This is a genomic window from Enterovibrio norvegicus DSM 15893, assembly GCF_900115495.1.
GTDB lineage: Bacteria > Pseudomonadota > Gammaproteobacteria > Enterobacterales > Vibrionaceae > Enterovibrio > Enterovibrio norvegicus.
Genome location: NZ_FOWR01000020.1, coordinates 73,250 through 97,630 on the forward strand (window position 1 = coordinate 73,250; position 24,381 = coordinate 97,630).

At 39.5% G+C, this 24,381-nt stretch carries 22 protein-coding genes; 5 read left to right on the forward strand and 17 right to left on the reverse strand.

The genetic code is table 11. The features are described 5' to 3' along the window. Positions 1–53: 53 nt before the first annotated feature. From BM082_RS13935 to BM082_RS14015, 17 genes are all read right to left on the reverse strand, one after another. Positions 54–704 (reverse strand): ABC transporter ATP-binding protein, encoded by a 651-nt coding sequence (locus BM082_RS13935; RefSeq protein WP_074927378.1) that lies wholly within the window; start codon positions 702–704, stop codon positions 54–56. Continuing rightward, the gene (locus BM082_RS13940) at positions 701–2,659 is read right to left on the reverse strand and encodes a capsular polysaccharide biosynthesis protein (RefSeq protein WP_074927380.1); all 1,959 of its coding nucleotides are present in this window, start codon (positions 2,657–2,659) and stop codon (positions 701–703) included. Before BM082_RS13940 ends, BM082_RS13935 begins: the two co-directional genes overlap by 4 nt. Then, positions 2,659–3,336 (reverse strand): acylneuraminate cytidylyltransferase family protein, encoded by a 678-nt coding sequence (locus BM082_RS13945; protein ID WP_074927382.1) that lies wholly within the window; start codon positions 3,334–3,336, stop codon positions 2,659–2,661. Before BM082_RS13945 ends, BM082_RS13940 begins: the two co-directional genes overlap by 1 nt. Continuing rightward, positions 3,333–4,307: a DUF6716 putative glycosyltransferase gene (locus BM082_RS13950; protein ID WP_139218789.1), complete on the reverse strand. Its 975-nt coding sequence runs from the start codon at positions 4,305–4,307 to the stop codon at positions 3,333–3,335. Before BM082_RS13950 ends, BM082_RS13945 begins: the two co-directional genes overlap by 4 nt. A gap of 29 nt (positions 4,308–4,336) precedes the next feature. Beyond that, on the reverse strand, positions 4,337–5,485 hold the full coding sequence (locus BM082_RS25185; RefSeq protein ID WP_074927386.1) for a hypothetical protein: 1,149 nt from the start codon (positions 5,483–5,485) through the stop codon (positions 4,337–4,339). A 27-nt stretch (positions 5,486–5,512) separates the two neighbouring features. Next, positions 5,513–7,207: a hypothetical protein gene (locus tag BM082_RS13960; protein ID WP_074927388.1), complete on the reverse strand. Its 1,695-nt coding sequence runs from the start codon at positions 7,205–7,207 to the stop codon at positions 5,513–5,515. Positions 7,208–7,220: 13 nt separating this feature from the next. Next, entirely contained in the window at positions 7,221–7,961 is a 741-nt protein-coding gene (locus BM082_RS13965) for a glycosyltransferase family protein (protein WP_074927390.1), read from the reverse strand. A 1-nt stretch (position 7,962) separates the two neighbouring features. Further along, entirely contained in the window at positions 7,963–9,543 is a 1,581-nt protein-coding gene (locus BM082_RS13970; protein WP_074927392.1) for a capsular biosynthesis protein, read from the reverse strand. After that, positions 9,534–9,914, reverse strand: a complete 381-nt coding sequence (locus BM082_RS13975; protein WP_074927393.1) for an HAD hydrolase family protein — start codon at positions 9,912–9,914, stop codon at positions 9,534–9,536. Before BM082_RS13975 ends, BM082_RS13970 begins: the two co-directional genes overlap by 10 nt. A 144-nt stretch (positions 9,915–10,058) precedes the next feature. Continuing rightward, entirely contained in the window at positions 10,059–11,270 is a 1,212-nt protein-coding gene (locus BM082_RS13980; protein ID WP_074927395.1) for a polysialyltransferase family glycosyltransferase, read from the reverse strand. A 6-nt stretch (positions 11,271–11,276) separates the two neighbouring features. Continuing rightward, positions 11,277–12,404 (reverse strand): UDP-N-acetylglucosamine 2-epimerase, encoded by a 1,128-nt coding sequence (gene neuC, locus BM082_RS13985; RefSeq protein ID WP_139218790.1) that lies wholly within the window; start codon positions 12,402–12,404, stop codon positions 11,277–11,279. After that, complete coding sequence (locus BM082_RS13990; protein ID WP_074927399.1) at positions 12,404–13,447, reverse strand: N-acetylneuraminate synthase family protein; 1,044 nt, start codon at positions 13,445–13,447, stop codon at positions 12,404–12,406. The genes neuC and BM082_RS13990 overlap by 1 nt, the downstream gene beginning before the upstream one ends. Before the next feature lie 11 nt (positions 13,448–13,458). Continuing rightward, positions 13,459–14,559, reverse strand: a complete 1,101-nt coding sequence (locus tag BM082_RS13995) for a KpsE/RkpR family capsule polysaccharide export protein (protein ID WP_074927402.1) — start codon at positions 14,557–14,559, stop codon at positions 13,459–13,461. A gap of 1 nt (position 14,560) precedes the next feature. After that, positions 14,561–15,349 (reverse strand): ABC transporter permease, encoded by a 789-nt coding sequence (locus BM082_RS14000; protein ID WP_074927404.1) that lies wholly within the window; start codon positions 15,347–15,349, stop codon positions 14,561–14,563. 2 nt (positions 15,350–15,351) lie between these two features. Then, positions 15,352–16,530 (reverse strand): capsular polysaccharide export protein, LipB/KpsS family, encoded by a 1,179-nt coding sequence (locus tag BM082_RS14005; protein ID WP_244276018.1) that lies wholly within the window; start codon positions 16,528–16,530, stop codon positions 15,352–15,354. A 62-nt stretch (positions 16,531–16,592) separates the two neighbouring features. After that, positions 16,593–18,326 (reverse strand): polysaccharide biosynthesis/export family protein, encoded by a 1,734-nt coding sequence (locus tag BM082_RS14010; protein ID WP_074927410.1) that lies wholly within the window; start codon positions 18,324–18,326, stop codon positions 16,593–16,595. After that, complete coding sequence (locus BM082_RS14015; RefSeq protein WP_139218791.1) at positions 18,323–18,724, reverse strand: hypothetical protein; 402 nt, start codon at positions 18,722–18,724, stop codon at positions 18,323–18,325. The genes BM082_RS14010 and BM082_RS14015 overlap by 4 nt, the downstream gene beginning before the upstream one ends. Positions 18,725–19,716: 992 nt before the next feature. Between BM082_RS14015 and BM082_RS14025 the strand changes: the two genes are divergently transcribed. From BM082_RS14025 to BM082_RS14045, 5 genes are all read left to right on the forward strand, one after another. Beyond that, entirely contained in the window at positions 19,717–19,965 is a 249-nt protein-coding gene (locus BM082_RS14025) for a hypothetical protein (protein WP_074927416.1), read from the forward strand. A 228-nt stretch (positions 19,966–20,193) separates the two neighbouring features. After that, positions 20,194–20,907: a YjbF family lipoprotein gene (locus BM082_RS14030; protein WP_074927418.1), complete on the forward strand. Its 714-nt coding sequence runs from the start codon at positions 20,194–20,196 to the stop codon at positions 20,905–20,907. Between the two features lies 1 nt (position 20,908). Further along, positions 20,909–21,781 carry a capsule biosynthesis GfcC family protein gene (locus BM082_RS14035; protein WP_074927420.1) on the forward strand — a complete coding sequence of 291 codons (873 nt, stop codon included), beginning with the start codon at positions 20,909–20,911 and terminating at the stop codon, positions 21,779–21,781. A 2-nt stretch (positions 21,782–21,783) separates the two neighbouring features. Next, positions 21,784–23,952, forward strand: coding sequence for a YjbH domain-containing protein (locus BM082_RS14040; protein WP_074927422.1), 2,169 nt, complete (start codon positions 21,784–21,786; stop codon positions 23,950–23,952). Between the two features lie 117 nt (positions 23,953–24,069). Beyond that, positions 24,070–24,381 (forward strand): transposase (locus BM082_RS14045; protein ID WP_244276020.1); only part of this gene is annotated, 312 nt, incomplete at its 3' end.

Sequence of the window (24,381 nt, forward strand, 5' to 3'; positions counted from 1 at the left end):
ATTTTGAAAGAGGATTGATAGTATAGAAACTTTATGACAGGAATACGTTCGCGCTAAAATTCACTATAGACTTTGATGGCTTCTTCTAGATCTGGATAAAAATTCATCTCACCTTTGTGAAGTATAATTGCGCTATCACAGAACTCTCTTATCTCTTTCATATCATGGCTAACCATGATAACGCTCGCGACCTTACTCTTTTCTAAAAGCGCATTTTTGGCTTTTTTACGAAACTTCTGGTCGCCCACGGATGTCGCTTCGTCTATCAAGTAAATATCGAAATCAATGGCGACACAACAACCAAATGCCAAGCGAGAGCGCATACCACTTGAATAACTTTTCACAGGTAAGTCATACTTAATGCCTAGCTCAGCAAACCCTTTCACTTTTTCTTCATAAGCATCTAAGTCTGCAACACCGTTCACGCGTCCGATAAAACGTGTGTTTTCCCTACCGGTCATTTGCGGGTGAATACCAGTAGCAAGGGCTACAGGCCAAGATATCTCTTTGTCAGTAATAACCTTTCCTTTGTTTGGGTACTCACTGCCCGCCAATATACGGAACAACGTTGACTTACCCGCGCCATTCGAACCCAAAATCGCAATGTTGTGTCCTTCAGGAACGGTGAAATTGATATCCTGAAAAATATACTGGTTTCCCAATTTTGATGGATAAAATTTCGTTAGGTTTTCCAACCTTATCATCTTGTCACCCTATCTCTGAGGCGTCTAGCTTGAAGCAAGGCAAACAAAACAAGATTAAACTTTGTTTTCACCCGCCCAGCTTTTTGCTGGCTGATGCGTTGGATAGTCTGCTCTACAGTGCACATTTGATTGGAACAAATATCAACATATGTTGGATAAAGCACTAAAGCACCATATACAAGCTCTTGTAGCGTTAAACTGCGTGTTCTCCGATTACAAATGAGGTAATCGACAGTCAACCCCCACCCTGCATAAAATGGCATGCCATAGGTATGCACGATTTTTCCACGTAACAGGCCCTCAAAACCCGTCAATGATGTCATGGTATGTACCTCATCAACACGTTCTAACAGGCTGTCCATATTGATATCTTTTACTATGATATCGGCCTGGGAATATTCAGAATCTTGATTTAGCACGAAGTCACGCTCTCCGGCCAATACATCTGGGTGCGGCTTGTAAATAATGAAAGCATGTGGATTATTCTCACGAACCTTCATCAATAAGGCTTTGTTGGTTTTTATTTCAGGCGAGCCAAATCGAATGGAAGCGTCTGTTTCTACTTGCCCAGGAACAAGAAGTATTCTCTTCCCATGAGGAAGGGTTAATCCCTCATTATTTCCTACGTTATATTTTGTAACTTTGGCCTTGCGTAATGTCTTGATAAGTTCTGAAGCACGCAGTTTATCCCAGTTAGAAATTTCTAGTTCAAGGTATATTTTTTCCAGATCACTTTCACTCGTCGCATCAAAATAAATGCCCGATCTATCTAATACTAATGATGCAGGTTTAGATAGTTGGACGCCCAAGCCAACTGAACGAATAAAGCCATCTTCAATACGCCATACGGTTTTTTCCGTTGTTCGCTTTCGACCCCACAACGAAGTAATTGTGGACTGTTTGTTATGTGAAAACTTCCAGCTACGGAGGTAATGTGACAGTAGATATTTTCGTGTTACCGAAAGTTGTGAAAGGTCGATGTCTTGTTGGGCTTCGCTGCTTTGCCTGAGAATATCTGAGAAGTAATTGATGATATCCTCTATTTCACATGGTTCACCGAGCACAGGGTCGACATAGCGCGCATATTGTATATAAGCAGCATAAAATACTTGCTCTAAACTACGTGAGACATTTCGTCGTTCAGATTTCTGGGAATCGTGAGTCAACCCCCACCCAGCATAAAATGGAAGACCAAAACAATGAACGTTGACGCCGCCCATTAATGCTTCGTAACCCATGAGGCTTGAGACAGTGTAAAGATCAGTGACTGATTCTAAAAATTCCCACGGGTTCACTGCTTCTGAACATAATTTGATACGTTCATCTTCGATAGGTAGTGGATATAAAAAGCCCTGCTTTTTACCCGCGAGCACATCAGGGTGCACTTTTAGCCAAATAGACTCATTAGGGTGGTCCAACAAAGCCTGTTTAAGCATGGCAACGAAAGTCGTTTGGTCTGCCAACGCTCCCTCAACAGACGCATCACCTTTAGTTTGGTCCACCACGACCACGCTAGGCGTTTCTACAAATGTCGAGGCTTGGTTTACATTATACTTTGATAGGCGCTTTTCTTTGATTGCGGCGATACAAGACTGAGCACGTGTCAATTGAACTGCTGTGAGCTGGGCTGTATTGAGGATAAGTGTTTCAAGGTCTGAAGGCAGCCGGGCGTCATAATAAATCCCAGATCCATCTACAACGATACTCGCAGCGACAGCACCATCAACACCAAGGCCAACCGAACGCAAAAAACCATCTTCCAATGCGACATATGGCAAGCCTTTATTGCGTGCGTACACTCGTGCTTTTTTAGCGGTAGTTTTAAATCCCCAACCAATCACTGCATCTTCAGCCGAATCGACGATATCCAACTCAGGGATAAATGCATGAAGGTGAGGGATTTTCTTGATTCCTCGGGAAAAACACTTAACCGACGTCTTATTTATGTTTTTCATCATTTCCGTTGAAGGTACGCTTCAATTTTTTGCATGTCTGCCAATGTATCAACGTCAAGAGATCGCTCTTCTTCCATTACATAAGGAAAACCGCCCAATTTCGGAATGCACTGACTTCGAGAGAAACCTTCTACAGAAAATAAGTAAATCGCCCCGTTCGGCTGAAAACAACGCGGTAGATCTTGTCTACGGGTGTATGGGGCTTCTGCACTCACTAAACCTGTGATTTCGCCGCTTTCCAAAATTTTATAAGCTTTGGCTGGCGTGTTATCCGGTTCATACACAGAAATAACACAACTGCATGTTTCATTATGATCATAGACTTCGAAAGACTGCTTTATATCAGCGACAGTACGAAGTGGTGAGGTAGGTTGAAGAAGCATCACCCTATCTGAGCTTTTCAACGCAAGCTCTTCGATAGCATGTTCTATCACACAATGAGAGGAAGCATTATCGGTTGCAAGCTCTGGAGGACGTTCAATGACTTTTGCACCAAACTTTAGGGCAACACTTGCTATGTCAGGACAATCGGTAGAAACGTAAACATCTTCAAATAATCCACTTTCTTTTGCTGCATCAATACTCCATGCAAGTAACGGTTTACCCGCTAGGGGATAGATGTTTTTACCAGGGAGACCTTTAGAACCACCTCTTGCAGTAATTAGTGCGATATTCATAGCGTTTCATTTCTCTGATTTTGTAAATATATCTTATGATATTTGTGAAAGAAAACAATATTCTTTATTGAGAATCTAATGAAGTCTTTATTTAACCTTCCGAAGTGAAGAAAATTTGCCTTAAGAATGCATTTAATATTTTTTATACTCAACTTAAAGTCAAAAACTTCTTTATTCTCACCTATTAAAAACTCATCGATTATATGTGAAGAAACATGTAGTTTTCTCCAGGCCTCATTGACATTATCAGTTGGAAAAATGACATCTTTCCTCATTAGACCTGAGCCTAAAAAAAGACCCTGTCCGTAGTGTTCACTCCTAGGAAGTTCAAGTACAGTTACGTACTTATTTCTATTAATCGCATCTAATAGAACACTTGATGTAACAGAGATAACATGTTCAGCCCTTGGTAACCAATCATCAGAACGACCAACAATCACATCTAAATTACTAGGAACTACTAACTTTTGTTTTCTTATAATATCTTTAAAGGCTATTTTTGGCGCATGTGGACTATTACGGTAGTCTCTTACGCAAATCACCAACCTTCTACTTTTTTCTTTATTTGCAAATGATATTAGCTTTTTAATTACATACAAACGTTCCTTATATCCATATGGGACTATTGACTGCTCAAAAAAAACCGAAAGACCTTTCTCTCTAATATCATCATCATTGTTTTTTATTAGATAAGGACGAGAAGCTATACTTATCCCAACACTAAAGATACTAAATACCTGATGAGCCTTTTCAAAAGAATACTTATTATATAGAACTACAGAATCTGAATTACATCGAGACATCAAAGATAGGACAGCGTCCTTATAAAAAACACCTGGGAAAATTGTTTTTTTATCACGAAAGTCAAAACACTCCTTTACCATCTTTACGCCGCCGTAGGGAACAATCTTGGAATCATTCACGCAAAGATTATTAATAGAGTTCATATAAGAATCAGAAAAACTACTCATTATAGATTCGCATGTGTGCATTCATAAAATCATCGGCCTAATTTCCTATGGTTATACTCTTTTATAATCTCTGAGATCCTGTTAATGGATGGTGCAATAAATGATATGTTATTGTTATATATTCTATCAACAAAAAAATTTTTATAGCAAATATATTTCATCCTTCTTAAAGGATATAAATATTTTCTTTTACTATTCATGCGCTCATATACAAGAATAGATACAAATGAAAAATTTGATTCATAGTGAACAGTATTACTTGGATTTCGTATCGTGGCCTGCGTTACTGGGTCTTTAACATCAGGGGTAGAAAGGAATACATTATTACCTAATACAAAACTATTATGAATTTCATGGAATTGATTCTCATGATTAGAAGAAACAATCAATCTATTACCTTCACTCTCGACCAGAATCTTAGAACTATTATCGTTCCAAGCGTGTAACCCAACGAGTTCACTCCTCGCGGGGACTTTCAATTCTGTTCTAACGCGATTAACCAATGAAACATTTTCACTAAAAACTGAGTTTTTCTTTAATTTTGTCGTAGAGATATCTCGGATTATTGTAAAGTCATTAACATATTGATTTTGATGTTTACTTGGTTTGAAATACATTCTACGATAGTTATTTAAGATGGAATCCGCCACCCATCTCATATAGCTTCTAAGAGGATGGTCTAGGTTTTTAAGGTCGTAGAAATCATCAAGATGTTCTTTTTTTATAAGAGAGTGAAGATCCAAATATTTGAAGTTGTGTAGATTTGCATATTTTCTATGTAGTCTAGCAATTTCTTCAGACTTTAAAAAAGTACCAGAAAGCATGGGGAGGATAAGCACAACTACGTTAGAATTTAATGAACTCAACTTTGCATAAAGTTTTTCTATTCCAAACTCAATTATTTTAATTGGAGTTTCAATAATATTATAATTGTGAAAATCATTAACATTTGATTCAGTAACAATCAAATCAGAACCAGATATTTTTTCTTTATTTCTAACTACTTCATATAAATTCTGTATAGAAGTACTAGCACCTAAAGAATAATTATTAAATTCAACATCATTTCGACTTAAACCTAATGATAAACCATCTTTTATTACTGAGTTACTGCCACCGAGTAAACAAACCTTTATTTTTTTCATAAATCCTATTATCACAAAAACCAATAATTCCATAAAATTTCGATTATAAAGATAACCGTATCAACTTGATAAAAAATTCACTATCTTATTATCAATATGATCATTATTTCTCAATGAAAGATCACTATGGATTAGGCCGAGTACTGACTCATTATCAATAATAAAACTATTCATTTCACCAGCAGTAATGAAAGGTGATTTCACGAGTTGGATACCATTATAAAATAAATAGTAGAAGAAAGAAGCGTGAGGTTTGGGGTTAGGACAGCAGACTTTCTTGCTAGGAATATATTCATCGAGTTGACTATAAAAATTATTATAAAGCTTCATAGAACTAGGAATTCCAAGAGCAAATCTATCCCCACAATCATCCCAACGAAAAACATCAAGAACAAGTTCGTTGTTAAGATTCTCCAATATCTCATCTAAATCAATATTCATATCTAAATCTGGACGACATCTTATAATAAGATCGTATTCATCAATATTTTCTTCAATACTATTAAATGAAGAACACATGCCGTAGAACATTTTCAATTGATTGACTTGATTCTTCCAGTTGGTTTCTTTGTTCTCTTCCAATAATTGAAGTTGAACTTTATCTTCATCAAGAATTTTTATAGATCTTTTATCATTACAAATAAGATCATTGACGTAAATTTTATCAGAAGTTATTACATCTTCACTAATCTTTTCTGTACTACATAATTGTTTATATATAGACGGATATCGGCAATATAATACATCACCCCAAAGATTAAAGTTCTTAATTTGATTACAAAAATCTTCTGAGAACACCCTTCGATAATGACTTAAAGCCAAATTATCTGGTACACGGACGCCACGCTTATCCCAAACATGATAGAAGGTATCAATCAAAAGATCTTTTGATGAGTTAATATTGAATTTTCTCTTCTCGATACCACGAACCTGTCCAGAGAATAAAATCCCAATTTTTAAGGATTTTCTGGATTTAAGATTAGACTCTGGTTTGACAATTTTTTTCAAATTAGTAAGATGGTAATAGTTTAGTTTTGCATTACCATCCTCTTTTACAGAGTTAGCAAACTGCTTCTCCACATTATCTGTAATATAATCATCATAGTCTTTGGAGAGGAGCATGTTAATCTTCAATATCTCCCTCATTATCAAACTAGAATTCGTAATCTGAAAAAGACTTCTAGCTTCTGAGTCTAATCTTTTAAGAGTATCGAAATAGGAATGGCTAATCTTACCATGAGACTTAATCTGTGTTTGTAGATATAATATTGGTACATCTAACGCATAATGAGGGATAGATTTCAAAGAAACATTTACTATCGAATAAGCATCTTTATAATTTTTATTTCTAAGTAAGAGTAATAATTTCTCTTTAAAATAACTTATTTTACAAGAGTTGAATTCTGAACTCTTTAATTCTTCAAATTCAAGAAAACTATCTTCACAGGTAAGCTCGCCTAGAGCGCTTTTTAATGATAGCTTTTTCTCAAGGAGAAAGTCGTGCTTTAGACCTAAGATATCACAGGCTTTCAATACTACCTTAACGGATTCGAGATCTTTCTGTTTAAAAAGAGTATTGATAGTAGAAATCTTTGCCTCAAGTTTATCCTCTTTAAAAACAGAATATAGTGAATCAGGATCGTAATACTTATTATCTACTAGTGCTATCCTAGCCCGAGCTGTATCTCGCTGCTTTCTGATTATTTCTCTTTGAGATCGCGCTGCATCTCTTTGTTTCTCTAATTGTATACTCATGCTAACTCCAATATTAATAGCCTTTATTCAAAATCGAAGTGTATTCGTCAGGTGTTCCACAAAAAATAACGTCTTTTTCAGCAATAAGATGATAGTGAATATCAAGCCCTTTGCTTATTAATAGGTTATATAAAGGTGCAATATATAACTCTCCCTGTTCCCATTCCGACTCGGGCTTATCTAGGTATTCAGCATAGGCATAAAGATAAGTGTTTAAATCATTAAAATGATATAGCCCAGTACTACACAGATTTGAAATTGGATTTTTTTCTGCTGTTAAGGACACTTCTGTCGTTGAATCGGATTTAGGTTTTGCGAATGACCAATTGTCACCAGTACCTTCAAAAACTTCAAGATATCCATCAGAATTTTTTGTTATCTCTGGGAACTCAAAATTCGGCCTAAAAGTATCTATATTAAATATAGTTATTGGACCATTATAAAGTCCACCTTTGGCTTCAAAGTTATTTAATCCTAAAGCCACTGTTTCAGCTTGACCTTGAGTATTTTCAGTTAGAACTACGATTTCGAAATTTTCTATACCCATTTTTTTTGCTTTTTCTTCAACAAACTTTGGTGTGTCGTATAGATCTTTTACTATGAATAAGAAAACTTTATCCGAAAAGTAAGCATTAAAACTATTCACAGAGTGTTCAAATAGTGTTGAGCCCTGTGCTTCTAACATATATTTTGGTTTAGTATAACCCGCTTTAAAAAAACGAGAGCTTAAACCGGCCATAGGAATTATGATCACATTAAAGCCTTATCAATATGTGGTATAAACGGAATGCATTAGCAAACAATGCTTTTTGACGCATTGGATTATCAGAATGTAGAGGAAGCATAGAGAGGAAAAGTTGAATCTGCATTGCATAGAGATTTTTTGATGACAAATTAAATTGCTTTTCAACCATATTGATAAATAATTCTTGCATCGCGCTATTCTGAGTATCTTCAGTAATATCAAAACTAATTCTATTATTGGATATCTCTACATGGTAATAACCCGCAATAATCCAATCATATAACCCAAGTATAGAGTGGCTTAGCTTGGCTAGATCATACCTAACATCACCATAAATCGTTTGAACACCCTCAGGCGTCATGCCTCTAGGATCAATTGTTTTTATTTTTCCAGCTCTGAAATCATAAAGTATATTGCTAAAGCAAAAATCACCATGCAATACAGTCTCTAGGGACTTTTCAGTCGGTAAAAACTTTTCACTTTCACAAAGTAAATCTCTTATTGAAAGTGGCTCAGAATCATTAAAAATCCATCTATCGTCAAACGTGATTTTCATAGAGGAGCAATATTCCCCTAGACGCTGCTCTGACTTTTGAATGAAAAGAGCATCAAGCGAATTTGCGGAGTTTGAATCTGGCGCAGGATGTTTTTTACAATTAGAAATAAACTCCAAACAACTTAATATGATTTTTTCCCAAACATGACTTGGTAATTTTGAAAAAACAAATAGTTCGTTAAGAGCTGTTAGATGTAGATACTCTAATCTATATGATGTCTTCCCATTTTCAAAATTAGAACCTAAATATTGAGGTGTATTAATTCTCAACTTTGGGGGGATAGCATTAAACCAATTCGCTTCAGCAGCAATCTTTGCATCTTTAGAACTTGATTTCTCAATCCAATTGGAGTTAATTGTAAGCTCATTAAATGCTCGCTGAGTAGTGAATCTTGTTTTTGAATGGTAATAAGTATTAACGTGACCAAAATCTAACCAATCATTAGACTCAACGACGCTTAAAGCGATAGCATTATGATATAAATTGAGCCCCTCTATAATATCCCAATCAGTTTGTGTTATGCACTTTATGAGTTCTCGAGGGTTTGAAAATTTGAAATATCCACTTATCACTTTTTTTGAGGTAGAAATATCATCATTACCATCATGTAAAAGCCATTTTTTAGTGCTGTTACCAAGAACTGCCCAATTATAACTGCCTTCAGCTTTTGATACACTTACGATATTTTCTCCCAAAGGTAAATTTCGATAAAGAGTATCTCCATACAAAACATGAAGTGGCTTATCTAAGCTATGTCCGGAGACATTCAAAGCAGCAACAAGAGAGGCGCCTAATGTTAGTTTTTCAGGTATAGCCAATACTTTTACGTTTTGATCACTTAGCCATTTCCTATCTATTGCTGACAACTCAAAAGAATCTGGGAGTGAGAGGTAAATATCAGTACCTCGAGGAGCAAGCGCGACTTGGTGTTGGAATAATCGCTTGTTGCCTAGTGGTAAAAAACTCGGTGGCAGTTTACCAAACTCTGACTCAAGTTCTATTCCGACATATGCGCCGGACATGATTAGGAACACGCTTTTTCTTCCTCAAATAACTGCGTAATTTCTTCATAACTTAATTTGGCAAATTCTGAAGGTCTGATGGAACGATCATCAATATAAAATCCCTCATGACCACACCAAGGTTTACCCACAATAATTTCATCATAGGGTACTTGATGCTTATCTAACCACTCAATGATTATTGGCAATGTATGAATGTTAATTTTCCCTACATTACCTTCATATGTGCGCATGTTACGTGCTGTCGCGATCACTATTTGAAACCCATGCTCTTTATAAGTTCTTACTTGTTCAATCACATCTGAACGAGGTAAAACATTTTTATAATCTGATGTATTTGCACGTGTCAACGTGCCATCTAAATCAACAATCAGTTTCTTCATAATCCAAGACACCCCTAATTTTTTCCATAGATAGCTCCACAGCGATAGTGAAAAATATAATAGGAAGTAATCAAGCGTTTGATTATCTCCCCTAATGATCTTCACTATGATTAAGTGAAATCACGATATATTTATATAAATTATTTATTTAAATTCAATATGTGGGAAAATAGATAGCATTTCTGTATGTTCCAACATTAGTTTTCGCGTTTTAACAGGGCAATTGGAGCCCAGTCTACTTATTAGTGTATTTGTAATTGATACGCATTCTGTAGACTCGCTTAACTGTTTTGCATAGACTAATGCAGTCGATGATATTGCTATTATTCTTTCAAATTTCGACTCTTTAATTATGGCTTCTATAGGAAAATCTGATTCTGATATTATAATAATCCTATCAGACAACCCGAGCTCTAGTACTTTTTCTTTTATTTTATCAATAAATACAATTTTATCTTTTGGGTGGAATTTTATGAAAAAACGTCCTTCACTTTTTTCCAGTTCATCCTTAATAATTTTAATTACTGCATCAGCATAGTATACACTTGTAATCTGGAAAACTTGGGATAAATAAAGACTATCTGATTCCCTTATATCATATTTAGTTATCAGTGATGTGATCTCCACATTACTTTCATATGATGAATAGGTATTTAATATTTTACTTTCTTTAGATTCAAATACATTGGATACCGCTTCAGGATAAGCTAAGTTAATACTATGGAAATTTTTTGCATAGCCTAAAAACCCGTTTCTCTCATCAGAAAACAACTCAAGCTTTTTATAGTTTTTAAATTCGGAATTTTTTATTTCCAATAGTGCCTTAAACAATTGCTTAGGTAATGAAAGAGTATCCAGAATCCATGTTCTTATTGATTTTATTATTGGAAAGTATTTATTACTAGAAAGTCCACTTTTATTTAAAGCCCTGACTAAACTATCTTTCCTTGACGGTGGTGTAAATGAAAACTCGTTACTTGCAAACTTATACGTTCCTAAACCCTCTTCAACAAGATGGGTTCTTATTTTTTTTCTTAGTGCAACTTCATGTAATATATTATAGTGTCTTTCAAAAGACGAAATGTATAGATCATCTACGCCTTTTAATATCCTTTTGTATGTTTTAAATATAACATTTATATTTTCAATATCAATACTATTAGGACTTAAGGGGATTTCAACCATTTCAATTTCAGAAAACAATCGACTATCTACTTCGTTTTTAATTTTCTCTGGAACTAATATGTTTGCAGATGTATATAGTATGATAAGTTTATTTTTCTCTAACTTATCCCTTTTTATTAAAGCTTCATTATGAATTAATTGTCCAAACTGAGCTATCACAAATAGATTCATGTCTAATTATATAACCTCAAAATCTACAAATAGTTTCTGTTTCTTGGTTTCCCATAGTTTACTAGAGCATATTGAAGCGATGAATTGTTTATCACTATCCCCCTTACCAAACTCATGGAACGCGTCGTACACTTTCCCATACTCTACTTCAATACCAGTAAGTATCGTGTCTGTATGTCCTTGTACGTTTTTAATCGAGGTAGCTGTTGCTCTATTTTTCTGGCGAGTACCAATATCTAAAGAAGGAATACCATAAAAAGGTGCTTCTCTTACCCCAGCGCTTGAGTTCCCAATAACAATTTTTGCATTTTTTAAAAGTGTCAAGAAACATTCGAATCGAACACTTGGGAAAATTTTTATATTATCAACCCCATCAAAACGCTTATATTCATTAATGATAACATCGGTACCATGGTCGTTATTAGGGTAGATAACAACAAAGTTTTTATTTGATGCAATAACAGCGTCAACCACGCACTTAATATTGTCAGCCAACGTATCCAACTCCGTTGTCACTGGGTGGTACATCAGTACACCAAAATCATCAAACGGTATTTCGTAGCGATCCAAGGCCTCTTGAAGGCTTGGCAGGCTTCCTGATGACATAATATCTAGATCAGGCGAACCAATGACATTGATTGACCTTTCTGTCTCACCCAACTGTAGAAGACGCTTTTTCGCAGAATCATTAGAAACATAGTGCAGGTGCGCCATCTTGCTGACTGCATGTCGGATAAGTTCATCTATAGTGCCAGAGACCTCACCCCCTTCAATATGTGAAACAAGAATATTATTCAAGCTACCAACAATAGCGCCAGCCATGGCTTCCACACGATCGCCATGAACAACAATCATATCAGGCTGCACTTCTTTAACGTAATCCGACAAGCCAGATATTGTCTTTGCTAAGATCACATCCATGGTATCTGCTGCGTGCTGGTTAATGTATTTGTAGATATTTTTGTAACCAGACTTCTCGACTTCTTGTACCGTAAAACCATACTTGTGGAGCATGTGCATACCAGTAACAAAAATATGCGCCTGAAAATCAGGTTCATCTTCTACCATGGTTATGAGAGATTTAAGTTTCCCATAATCTGCACGGGTACCTGTTAAGAAAACAATCTTTTTCATTATTGAACATCCGACTTCTTAAGTTGGATATCTGCAACAATGCTTGTCGTTGCCTTCTTACCTAGTAGGTCTTCGTAATCGTCAGCTAGAAAATCACCTGTCCCCGGGCGTTTAACCCAAAGGTTGTCTCGAGTAAACTCTTCTCCAGCTTTGATTTCAGCAATGGTTACAACACTTGCGTACGCGAAATCAATCGTGACTTGCTCTTCTTTCGCTGGCTCTTTTTTACCACCCCGCATTTTTGCCATACGTGCTGATTGGGCAATAAGCTCAGCACATTCTTTAGCATCCATTGAGCAACAAATGTCAGGGCCAGGGCGGTCCTTGCTGTCTGTAAAGTGGCGCTCGAGTACGGAAGCACCCGCCGCGACAGCACCCAAACATGCCAGGTTATCAATACTGTGGTCCGATAAACCAACCACTGCATCAGGAAACGCTTCTTGCATTTGTTCCATTGCACCGATACGGATGAGGTGATCTGGTGTTGGGTATAAGTTAGTTGTATGCAGCAAGCAGAAAGGTGTTTCATGCTTTCTGAAAATGTTTACCGCTTTTTGAATGGATGGAATATCATTCATACCCGTGCTTAGGATGACAGGTTTGCCGTAGCTCGCAATCAGATCAAGTAGCGGGTAGTTGTTACATTCACCAGATCCAATCTTGTAGGCTGGCACATTCATCCTTTCCAAACGTTCTGCAGCAGCGCGTGAGAAAGGCGTACTAATAAAAATCGCACCTTTGGCTTCTACATAGTTCTTAAGCTTCGTTTCGTCTTCTTCATTGAGTGAGCAGCGATCCATGATCTCATAGATAGAAACATCAGCATTTCCAGGTATTACGTTTTTCGCTTCACCACTCATCTCGTCTTCTACGACATGCGTTTGGTGCTTGATGATTTCAGCACCACCTTCGATGGCTGCATCTACCATCTGAAATGCAACGTCCAGTGAACCCTCGTGGTTGATACCTATCTCAGCTATGACTAATGGATCATAGTCTAACCCAACTTTTCGACCTGAAATTTCAAATACTGGTTTATTCATGTTTCGTCTCTTTATTTTAGTTCATGTATTGTTGCAATAATAATCCGAGTTATACCGAATAGAATCACCAACAATAAGGTAAACAAGGAAATGTTATAGAAGACTTCTGGATACTTACTCTCTTGAGGCAGTTTTACTTCCTCAACAACTACTAGAAACTTTAGTTTTCTATAAGCTTCAATTCTCGATTTCTCTAAAGAAATAGTTGTAGATGTAAAAGCAGTTAGCGCCATCTCTAACTCAATTTTTAGATTTGAAAATCGACTTAAAACCTTATTAATGGAATCACTCTGGTTTCCATTTGTTAATCTTGACTTTTCTAACTCCAACTGTGATTTTAAAGCTTCTTTTTCAGCATTAAGTAGCAAAATCTGGGGAGCATCAGCTGTCATTGTAGATAACATCGCTTGCATTTCTGCATTCTTAATCGCAATTTTACCCTCAATTCCATAGGCAATCTGACTGAGAGCAACCCCCTCTTTCTCAGGATCTAAAAGACGATGCTCACGTTGAAAATCTATAATTTTAACTTTGGCTTCTTGTAACCTTCTTTCAGTTTTCTCGTGCTCATTCTTTATAAATTCAAGTTGAGATTCGGCAAGCTGATGCCCTATATTATTGATAAACCACTCGGCTTTTTTAGCGATTTCATGAGTGATTTTATAAGACATCTTAGGCGTATAAGCTTGATTATAAACACTTATAACAGATGATTTTTCATCAATTTCAACTCTGATATTTTTCGTATAGTACTGATGAAACTTCTCGCTAGATGCATCTTTTGGTAATCGACTAAAAAAGTCATATTCATTACTAGAATAATGTTCCTTGATCGACAACTTATCCTCCAAATGATCGAGCATATCATTTGAAAATATATAAGATTTTACTAACTGGGTATCTTTATTTCCTGTTTGCATACCCAAACCACTTAATAATGCCATGCTAGCATCCATGGTGGCCATACCATCAGGCTGCTGTACTATTAGCTGTGTTTTGCTCTCATAACGAGGAGATGCGAATAACAACTGATAGGTAGAAAAAACAATAACTGGTAAAATAACTAATGAAATAAAAAGATTGTTTTTTATATTTTTTAGTAGTTCTTGCATTTTATAATCGACTTATTGCTGACTTCCACAATGCGTGATAGCAACAAAGTGAAAAGAAAAAAATTATTAGCGTAGAAAAACCTAGGTAGTAGATATCAACACCGACATTACCGTACGTTGGGTAAGCATAATAACGCGTATACTCAACAGCATGAAGAATCGGATTCCATGTCATAAACTTCCACATTTCTTGGGGTACATCTCTCAAGCTAAAAAATACAGCTGAGATAAAGAGTAGAGGTCTTAAAATTAGAGTTCTTAGTTTATCAACTTCAGGTATGTAACATCTAGTTAAGGCAAATAGCATTCCTACACTAGTGCCAAGTATCCAAATAAGAAAAAAAGTTGATATAATTCCAATAGGGTTATTAACCGCCAACTCGACTTTCATGAAGTAGGCAATAGTAATGATAACCAAAGCAACAAACACTCTGGATAGTAACTCAAGACCTGCAATAGCAATAATTGAACTAATTGGCTGAACTTGACGGAAAGCAAATAGTGATTTGTTGCTATTAATTGCTCCAGCAACAGAACTCACAGTCGTAATAAAAAACTGAACCAACATAATCCCGTAAACCATAAAGAAGAATGTTGGCATAGTATGCGTCGTTCCACCATCGACACTACTTCGCATAAGAGTTAGTATTAGTATAAAAATTAATGGAGAAACTACCGACCAACTAATACCTAGTTTATCGTTGAATTTACTGCGAATCTCCCTTAGAAATATCGCAAATATTACATCTCTCCAAACTAATAGTGTCGAGCGATTATTTACTAGTGCCATGATTAATTAAGCAATTGCTCCAGTTTTTTTTCTAAAATAGATGGACAGTAATCATAACCGGCACCAAGTAATAGATAGTTTTTTTCCAACTTTCCCAAATAATTTTTACGTATATGTACATTCTGTTCTAAACTGGGATCTATACTTTCAATTGTGCAATGCTCAAGAGTCTTCCCAAACTTATACATTGAATTACCGATAACAAAAAGTGGCGTAGTTGAATTTAGAGCAGATACAATTGCACTTGAGTTAATCGTTACAACAATCTTTGATTTTCTAATTAGAGTTGAGAGGTCTCCATCAGTAAAATATGCGTCAATAGGCAAGTTATACTCATTCATATCTAATGGATGTTTTTTTATTGCAAGACTCAACCCTAACTCATAACACTTTGTATTTAATCTGTCTATGACTTCTTGATTTGAAGAGAAATCACTGTACATTAAAAATTGTGAATCATGATCAAGCTGCAAAAGCAGTAAAGCACTACTTTCCTGGATGCTTAGTTTTCTATTCTTTTTTTTATCATTAATAGAACAAAGCTTTCTAGATAAGCGTTTATAGTACTTTCTAACGCTATATCTATTATGCATATACTTTAGTATCGTCGGTTTTCCGAAAAAACGTTCTACTGAAAACGACAATATAAATAGTATGAAAAACATCATGGATATTAGTGAGTCATGCGTGTTGTTTGGGGAAAAACCACCCGTATCACTATTGGCTAACTCTTTATCGAGCAGGGAAATATTAGCCTTAGCATTTACCCCTTTGTTATCAATAACCGTCGTATGAGGCCGTATCAAGCCTTGCTCAGTCACTAAGTACTTGATGTTATTTTCATTACAAATAAGCACTGCTATAGCGTGATACCAGCGCGTGTCATTATGCAGTATGACTAAGTCAATCTTTTTTTCCTTTATGAAGGTTTTTAGACCAATGTAAAATTTGGCCATATATTCTAATTCATTAGATGTTAGTTTTCTTGATTCAACTTTTCTCGCATAGGCATGATGATATGTTGAAAGTGAACGCATTTTTTCTATTGATTCATCGTCTATTCTTCCTTTCACAGAGCCAATAATGGCTGTAGCTAGAGTGAGTTTAAATGTAGGAAGATAGAATTTTTTTGATAGACAAGATGTGACTGCATATTTTTTCTTTGCAACTATTTTTGCCACTTTTTCATGCAGCGGCGAGTACATTGGGTCTAACGATAGTATGTTGTATTTTTTCCGCATTTTTAATCAAGCACTACGTTTGCGGCGATCGCAATTTGATAAATTATCTGAGTAATGTCTTTCACAGTTTGCATTGTTTTTGCATCGACTCTAGGCAGCACAAGCACCTGATCACCCGGTTGAAGTTTGGCATTTTCACCAAACGCAATCATGCCATTGGCTTTTACAATCAGCGGGCGTTCGTAATTTGCACGTTCAGTAAAGCCACCAGACCACGCGATGTAATCTTTAATGTTTGCATTCGGGTTATAGACCAAGGCTTGCGGCATCACGACTTCACCACCTACCTGAATCAAATCGCTTTTTGCTGGGATAACAACTGTGTCGCCCTGTTCAAGCAGTATGTTTGCTACTTGGTTGTTATCAGATACGATCACCCGTCCGAGGGGTTCGATCTTTCTCGCCCTTTCTGTGAATGCCATTACCATTTCTGCTTCGCGAGCACGAATGGCGGCTTCACCATCCGAAGAAGCTGGCGCAGTAAATACACTTCTCTCAAGACGCTGAAGTGACTGTTCAATCATTTCTTTTTGGCGCTCAGCCACGCTGTCTCTGAGTATGTAAATAGAAGGGTAGTCCGTCAGAGATGGGTCAACTTCTATGGATGCGAGCAGTGCATGTAGTCGCGTTTGCTTGTTGACCGCATAGTAAGAAGGGCCGAGATAACTGCCACTGATTTCAATGTCTAGCATCTGCGCACGAAGGTCATCGTTAAAGATGAGCTTGTCACCGTCTTGCAGAGCAAAGGTTTTAAACGCTTCCATCGGTAGATAACGCGAAAATGGCCCAGTTTCGCGAGTACCAATTACCCCTACGTGGCTCACTTTTGCATAAGGTTTCGCAAGCTCTATCAGAGCAGCACCGTTTGTGAGCGGTTGATCTATCTCAAACTGAAACGGGTTTTTTACTGTGCCAGACACGGAAATGGTCGGCCCTTGCTGATTGACAAAAATAGTATCGCCGTCTTTGAAGTTGACGTGATCCAATTTGCCTTCTTGCACAAAACGGTAGAGATCAAACTCTGACAGGAGTTCACCTTGGCGGAGCACCTGAATGTTTCGGTAGCTGCCTCGCTCTGAATCAATGCCGCCGGCACGTTTTAGGAAATACAAAATACTGTCTGACGCAACACCTGCATATTGCCCTGGGCGGATCACCGCACCAGAGATGTAAACGGTGACAGGTGTCGCCGTCAGCAGGTTGACGTAAATGCTGACATTCTTTTTGTATATTTTGCGGATCCTATCTGTCACCACATCGTTGATTTTGCTCGCTGGGGTATCCGCGACATAAATAGGGCCAACATTCGGCAAGAATATGTTCCCTTGATTATCAACGGTCACCACTTCGGCCATGTTAACCGCGCCCCATAGCCATATGGATAGCTTGTCACCTGCAGCAATAAGGTAATCATCATTCAAGCCATCAAAGCGCTCGCTTTCATACCCACCCGCAAAAAGGTTTGCACCGTAAGGCGGCGGCAGTGATTCACCAGATGCAGGCAGTAAGTGCTTGATGTCGGCCTCACCAGGCAATAGCAGTCCTGAACGACTCTGTGCGGCATATTGGTTTGGCTCTTCCACATTCAGTTGGGCCGTTTCACTTTCGTCTAACAGTGAAAAATTGGTTGAAAGCGGATTAGCCAGAACCAGAGAGGAAGAAAATGTGGCCCCCATCAGAGCAATAAGGGTGGCAATACTAAAACCGCGTTTTAACTTGATTGTCACAAAGTTCATCGCGTTTCGCCCTCTGCATGCTCCTCAGAAAGGTGCATGTCTTCGCCATTTTCTGTTCCACCTATGTTTACCCATGTGTTGTCGATAAGGCATACGGAAGATGTAATGACAGGTTTGATTTTGATACCCGTCAATTGGCGGCATTCTATGCCTAACGCAGAAAAGTAAGACTCACTCACATTGAACGCTTGACCGCTAGGGGTGGCGACCACGGTTTGGTTGTTCATCAATGCGTTTGACATGTTTTGAGGAAGCATTGCGTAGTCAGGTGCAGATACTCCACCCATTAATGGTAAGGATGCTTGAACATCTGGCGGTGTTTGTGCACAGCCCGTAAGTGTGAGAACCGAGCCGAGTAAAATCGTTAAAACACGATGATGGTTGTTCATCTTATCCATTTTTTAACCCGTTAAGTGAGCAAGTTGTACTGCACAAGAAAGCAGCATTGGAGGTATTTCAGGTACGCTACCGCCCTTGGGTGTCGTTCCCAATATCCGCTTTCTCAGTGTTATGTCGATGGTAGTCAGGGGTCGTTATGTGTTGGGTTCAGCGTTGCTTTTACAAGAGCAACATGACCACTGTCACAATAAAAATCGGTGCAAGTGTATCATTACGGGTACACATGTCCATATTAAGGGATATTGGAAATTGTAGAATTTGGATCTGGAAGGAAATTACTGTGGAAGCTTGATCGATTATTCATCAATAAATGAATTTCTTTACATGTCTTTAATTTGAACAACTTATTAAGCTCTCATTACGAGAGCAATTCATGGAATGTCGCAGTTATTTTAGCCAAGTCAGAAACATTTGATTACAAATTAAACACTGTTAGCTGACCTATATTAAGTGTCTGCCCTTGTTCGAGTAATTCAACCTCACCGTTGCCACACACGGTAAGACGAACTTGGGGCATGGGTTCATTGACATAGTACTCACACTCCATGTTACTTGCGCCATTTATTCTACTGTATACAACCACTTGACTTCTCATCATGTCACTCGATAGAAATACAAGATGATCGTTAGAATGGGATACCTGCACCCGCTCTTCCACCCCATTACTCCACAAAATCACACCATTTGATTGAAGAGAAAGTGTGGGTTTCACACACGCTGAAAGCGTAAATACTGAACAAATAAGCACGCAAAATTTTATTTTTCTCACAACACACCTGATATCAGTGAATATAAAAACACAACATGTTCCCATATTATTACACAAAGACTCAATGGTGAGAATTTAAACATACTTCGCATTTTTTAAAATTGAATAACCAAAAAACCTCCCTATAAAACACAGATTGTGTTTACTTGATCTCAAATACTGTTTAGCATTTGATACACCTGTCCATTTTTCAGGGCGGGTTGAACGTAAATGGAGTTCTACATGAAAAAATCAGCAATTGCAGCACTTGTTGCGATGATGATGGCAGCACCAGCAATGGCAGCTGAAGAAGCAGCATCTACTGGCGGTTCTGCAGGCGGTGCGACAGCATCTACTGCTGCTGTTGGCGGTGTTACCGCGACGACAGTAGCAATTGGCGCAGCCGTTATTGCTGCTGTCGTTGTTGCCGTTGACTCATCTGACAACGACACTGCAACCACTACTTCAACTTCTGTAACCACTCAAGGTTAATCAGTACGTTGTGTAAAAAAAACCGAACAGTGTGAGCTGTTCGGTTTTCTTTGTATTTATACCCAGTCAATGTGCTTGGCGGCTCTGTTAGATCTCGTTAGCTCTGTTGAAAAAAGACGAACAACACCACTCTTTGCCAAGGTATTGATTGATAGGTTTGACATTATTTTACGCCACCATAATGGGTGAATCTCGGTTCGCATCGATTGGCGACACAGTTGTAGTACTATGAAAAATTGTAAAATAGGCCTTAAGGCCCTTGCGCTGACGGGGGCACTGTTTGCCCTTTCCGGCTGCAGCCAAAAATTTCAGGATGTGCAAGACACGATGTCGCTGGCATTGTTTGGAACTGACGATGTGGTGCTCTCTGCCGATAACGTTAACGATCTTCCTTATGCAAGCCTTTATGCCAAAACCGACAATGGCGGTCAGGCATTCATGGTGTTGGGTTATGCTAACCCGAGCATGTCGAACCTCGCGGACCCTACGCATCATTTTCAGCTGAAATGGTTGTCAGCGACGGGCGAAATGCTGGTCACTGAACACGGCCGCATCGTGAAAACCATCAACCTTCTCGATGGTAACCTCTCTGCCAGCTACTCCCACCAAGCAGACCCGCTTGCCCTTGGCTTGCTTAAAAGTGCCACGCCTCACGTGTGGACACGTAAAGTGGATTGGCAACCGGGATATCATTCGGGTTACACCCTCGAATCACGCTTTCAGCTACAAGGTGAAAACACCTTAATGGTGAATGAAAAGCCAGTCAGCACGGTTCATGTCATTGAATATGTGCGCGCGCCTCAGTTAGATATCACCTTCGAAAACGAATTTTGGTTGCACCCAAAAACAGGTCATGTCATTGCCAGCATTCAAACCCCAGCACCGGGTCTGCCACGCATAGAACTGACGGTATTAAAGCCTTTTTCGGGAGTGAGCCAGTAACATGAAAAGCCCTTTTCTTTTTATTCAGGCAGGCCAATATCTCAAAGCAAACCTGCTCGAGACACGCCGCACGTTGATGAACATGACTACGTTGTTTGCAGCGTCTGTGTTCTGCTTAACGGTGTCTGGTCAAGCCAATGCCACAGAACACACCAAGGTAACCGTCACTACCTCTGCTGACGCTAAACATATGTATCACGTGGCCTTTAATGGTGCACCGCGCGTCGCGCAAGTGGTATCACAAGGTGCCGCGGTGATCAGAGCCAATGCCAACAACATTCTTGCCCACAATACCGACACTGTGTATTGGCAGGGTGCAGGGCTTTTTGATACCGCGGTCACACCTGAATTAGCGTCTTTGAAAAAGGCGGTAACAGATAACCTGAACAAACTTCAAGAAGCTTGGCAGGACGATGTTGAAAAAAACGCGTCTGTCACCGCGCTCTCAACGTTTCTCGCCGAAGCACACTTTCAATCGCGTATTCATGTGCCATTGGACGAAGATTTTTATCTGTCTGGCAGTAAGGTAAACCCATTGGTACAAGGCGACCTGATGTTGGTGCTTCCTACTCGCCCGAATAATGTTTGGGTGGTTGGCGCAGTGACAGAGACCACTGATGCTGATTTTCATCCTGACTACGTTGCCGATGATTATGTAGACATTGCAGAAACGCTGAACACCTTTGGCATCAGTGATGTGACGGTTATTCAACCCGATGGTCATTTAGAGACGCATCAAACCGCGTATTGGAATCAGATCCCTAAAAATCTCGCGCCAGGTGCCATGATTTTTGTGCCTTTTCAAGGTTTGCCTTCTGCGCTTTCCTCTCTTAACCGCGATATTCCGCGTCTTCTTCAACATCGGGTTATGTAGTCATGCGTTGTACTCTATTTAAACTGTCTTCCCTTTCGCTGGCTTTATTGCATGCCCTTCCGGCTGTCGCGAACGATCTCGATTTCACGAAGTTTAGCCCGACCCAAAGTGATTTTGGTGGTGTGGGCTTGATGCAAATGCCGACCGGACGCGTCGCACCAGAGGGTGAGTTTTCGCTCGGTGTAACCGTGAACGATGATTACCGTCATTATCACAGCTCCCTGCAACTAATGCCTTGGTTGGAAGCCACCATTCGCTACACACAAGTCCCTGATTTGTATTACAGCGGCGATGAAAGCTTCAGTGGCGACACTTATTACACCGACAAAGGCATTGATGTAAAACTGCGCCTTTGGGAAGAAAGCTATTGGCTACCTGAAACCTCGATCGGTATTCGTGATATGGGTGGTACAGGTTTGTTTGATGGCGAGTTTATTGCTGCCAGCAAACACATGGGCCCGTTCGATTTCACTGTCGGTATTGGCTGGGGTTACATGGGTAACCGTGCCAACCTAAAAGGTGATACCCGCCTTGGTAATGACTGCGGGCGTGATACCTCTTATAAAGGTAAAGGCGGCAGTTTTGATTACAGCCGCTGGTTTACGGGTTGTATGTCTGTGTTTGGTGGTATGGAATACCAAACCCCTTGGGCACCGTTAAGCCTTAAAGCCGAGTACGATGGCAACAACTACAAGAGCGATTTTGTCGTCACGCGTTCTGATAAAGAGATGCCACAGGATTCGCCATTCAACGTCGGCGCAGTATATCGCTTAGACGACTGGGGCGACATTCGCGCCAGCTTCGAGCGCGGTAACACCTGGACACTCGGCTTCACACTGAAAACCAATTTCAACACGCTGTCACAAAGCTGGTCAGACACACCAACGCCTGCTTACAACGGGAAACAGGGCGAATCAGTGGATGACATTGATTGGGATCGCGTGGCAACAGACCTTGAAACCATCGCCGGTTATGGTCAAACCAAAGTCTATGCGGATGATGAAAGCATCACTGTGGTGGGCGGCCAGTCAAAGTACCGTGATCGCGACCTTGCACACGAAAAAGCGGCGATGATTTTGACCAATACCGGTTCAAAGGCGTCAAGCTTCCATTTGGTCGAGCAAAGCGCAAACCAAACCACGGTGCAAACCGACATTGATGCCTCGGCATACCGCAAGGTGGCCAATCAAGAATATGTCGGCGCGAACGTGACAGACACCACTCGCCGCACGAATCCAAATACTGCACGCGGAATGTTGCAAGCTGACACCAGTAAACCTTGGTCTGTGAACGTGAACCCGAGCCTTCAGCAATCGATTGGTGGCTCAGAAGATTTCTACCTGTTCAATATTGGTGTGACGGCGGGTGCCAGTTATTGGCTGACAGATAACATCGAAATTGGCGGCGGGGTTTACGTTAACCTTTACGATAACTACGACAAGTTCCTTTATGACGTGCCGCCAGACGGGACTGACCTGAAACGTGTGCGTACCTTGGTGCGCCAATACATTTCCGATAACCGTGTGCGTGTGGGCAACTTGCAGCTAACAGCATTCGATAAGTTTGGCGACGATTTCTACGTTCAAGCTTACGGTGGTTATTTGGAAACCATGTTTGCGGGTGTCGGTGCTGAAGTCTTGTATCGCCCACTGAACAGCAACTGGGCGTTCGGTATGGACATGAACTATGTTGCCCAGCGTGACCCAAATTCTGAGTTTGGTATTTTCACGGAAGAAGTGCATTACGACCCAACAACTAAACGCTCTTACCGCGTTCAAACGGGCACACCGACAGGACATTTCACCACCTACTACCGCCCTGAATGGAGCTGGTTTGATGATTTGCTGATCAAGGCGAGTGTCGGTCAGTACTTGGCGGAAGATAAAGGTGTCACGCTGGATGTGTCGAAGCAATTCGATAGCGGCGTGATCGCAGGGGCCTACTTGGCGAAGACGAACCTTTCCGCGGAAGAATTCGGTGAAGGCAGCTTTAACAAAGGCTTCTACATTTCGATTCCTTTCGACATCTTCACCGTGAAACCAAGTGCGAGCCGCGCGTTGATCGGCTGGACACCGCTTTCACGAGATGGCGGCCAAATGCTAGGACGTAAATACCATTTGTATGACATGACGAATGGGCGCTATCCGAACAGCGAGTTTACGAATCGGTAGGTCTTAGATGACGAGTGGCGAGATTACGAGAAGCGAGAACGAGCGAGACTGTAACTAATTTTGTGTAACTGCCTATCACACCATACTCTAATGAGAGTTAAGGATAGGCAGATGCGCATGAACAAGAAAGAACTCGAAGCTTTCGCAAAGGAAGCAGCCAAAGGTATCAAAACACCTGAGGACTTGAACGAATTTAGCCAGATGTTGAAAAAAATCACCGTCGAAGCAGCGTTGAATGCTGAAATGGATGAGCACCTAGGCTACGAAAAACATCAAAAGTCGCCATCAAACAACAGTCGGAATGGCACGAGCAGCAAACGTGTCAAAACCGAAGAGGGCGAATTTGATCTTGATACACCGCGCGACCGCGATGGCTCCTTTGAGCCAAAGCTGGTCAAGAAACATCAATCCCGCTTTACCTCTATGGAT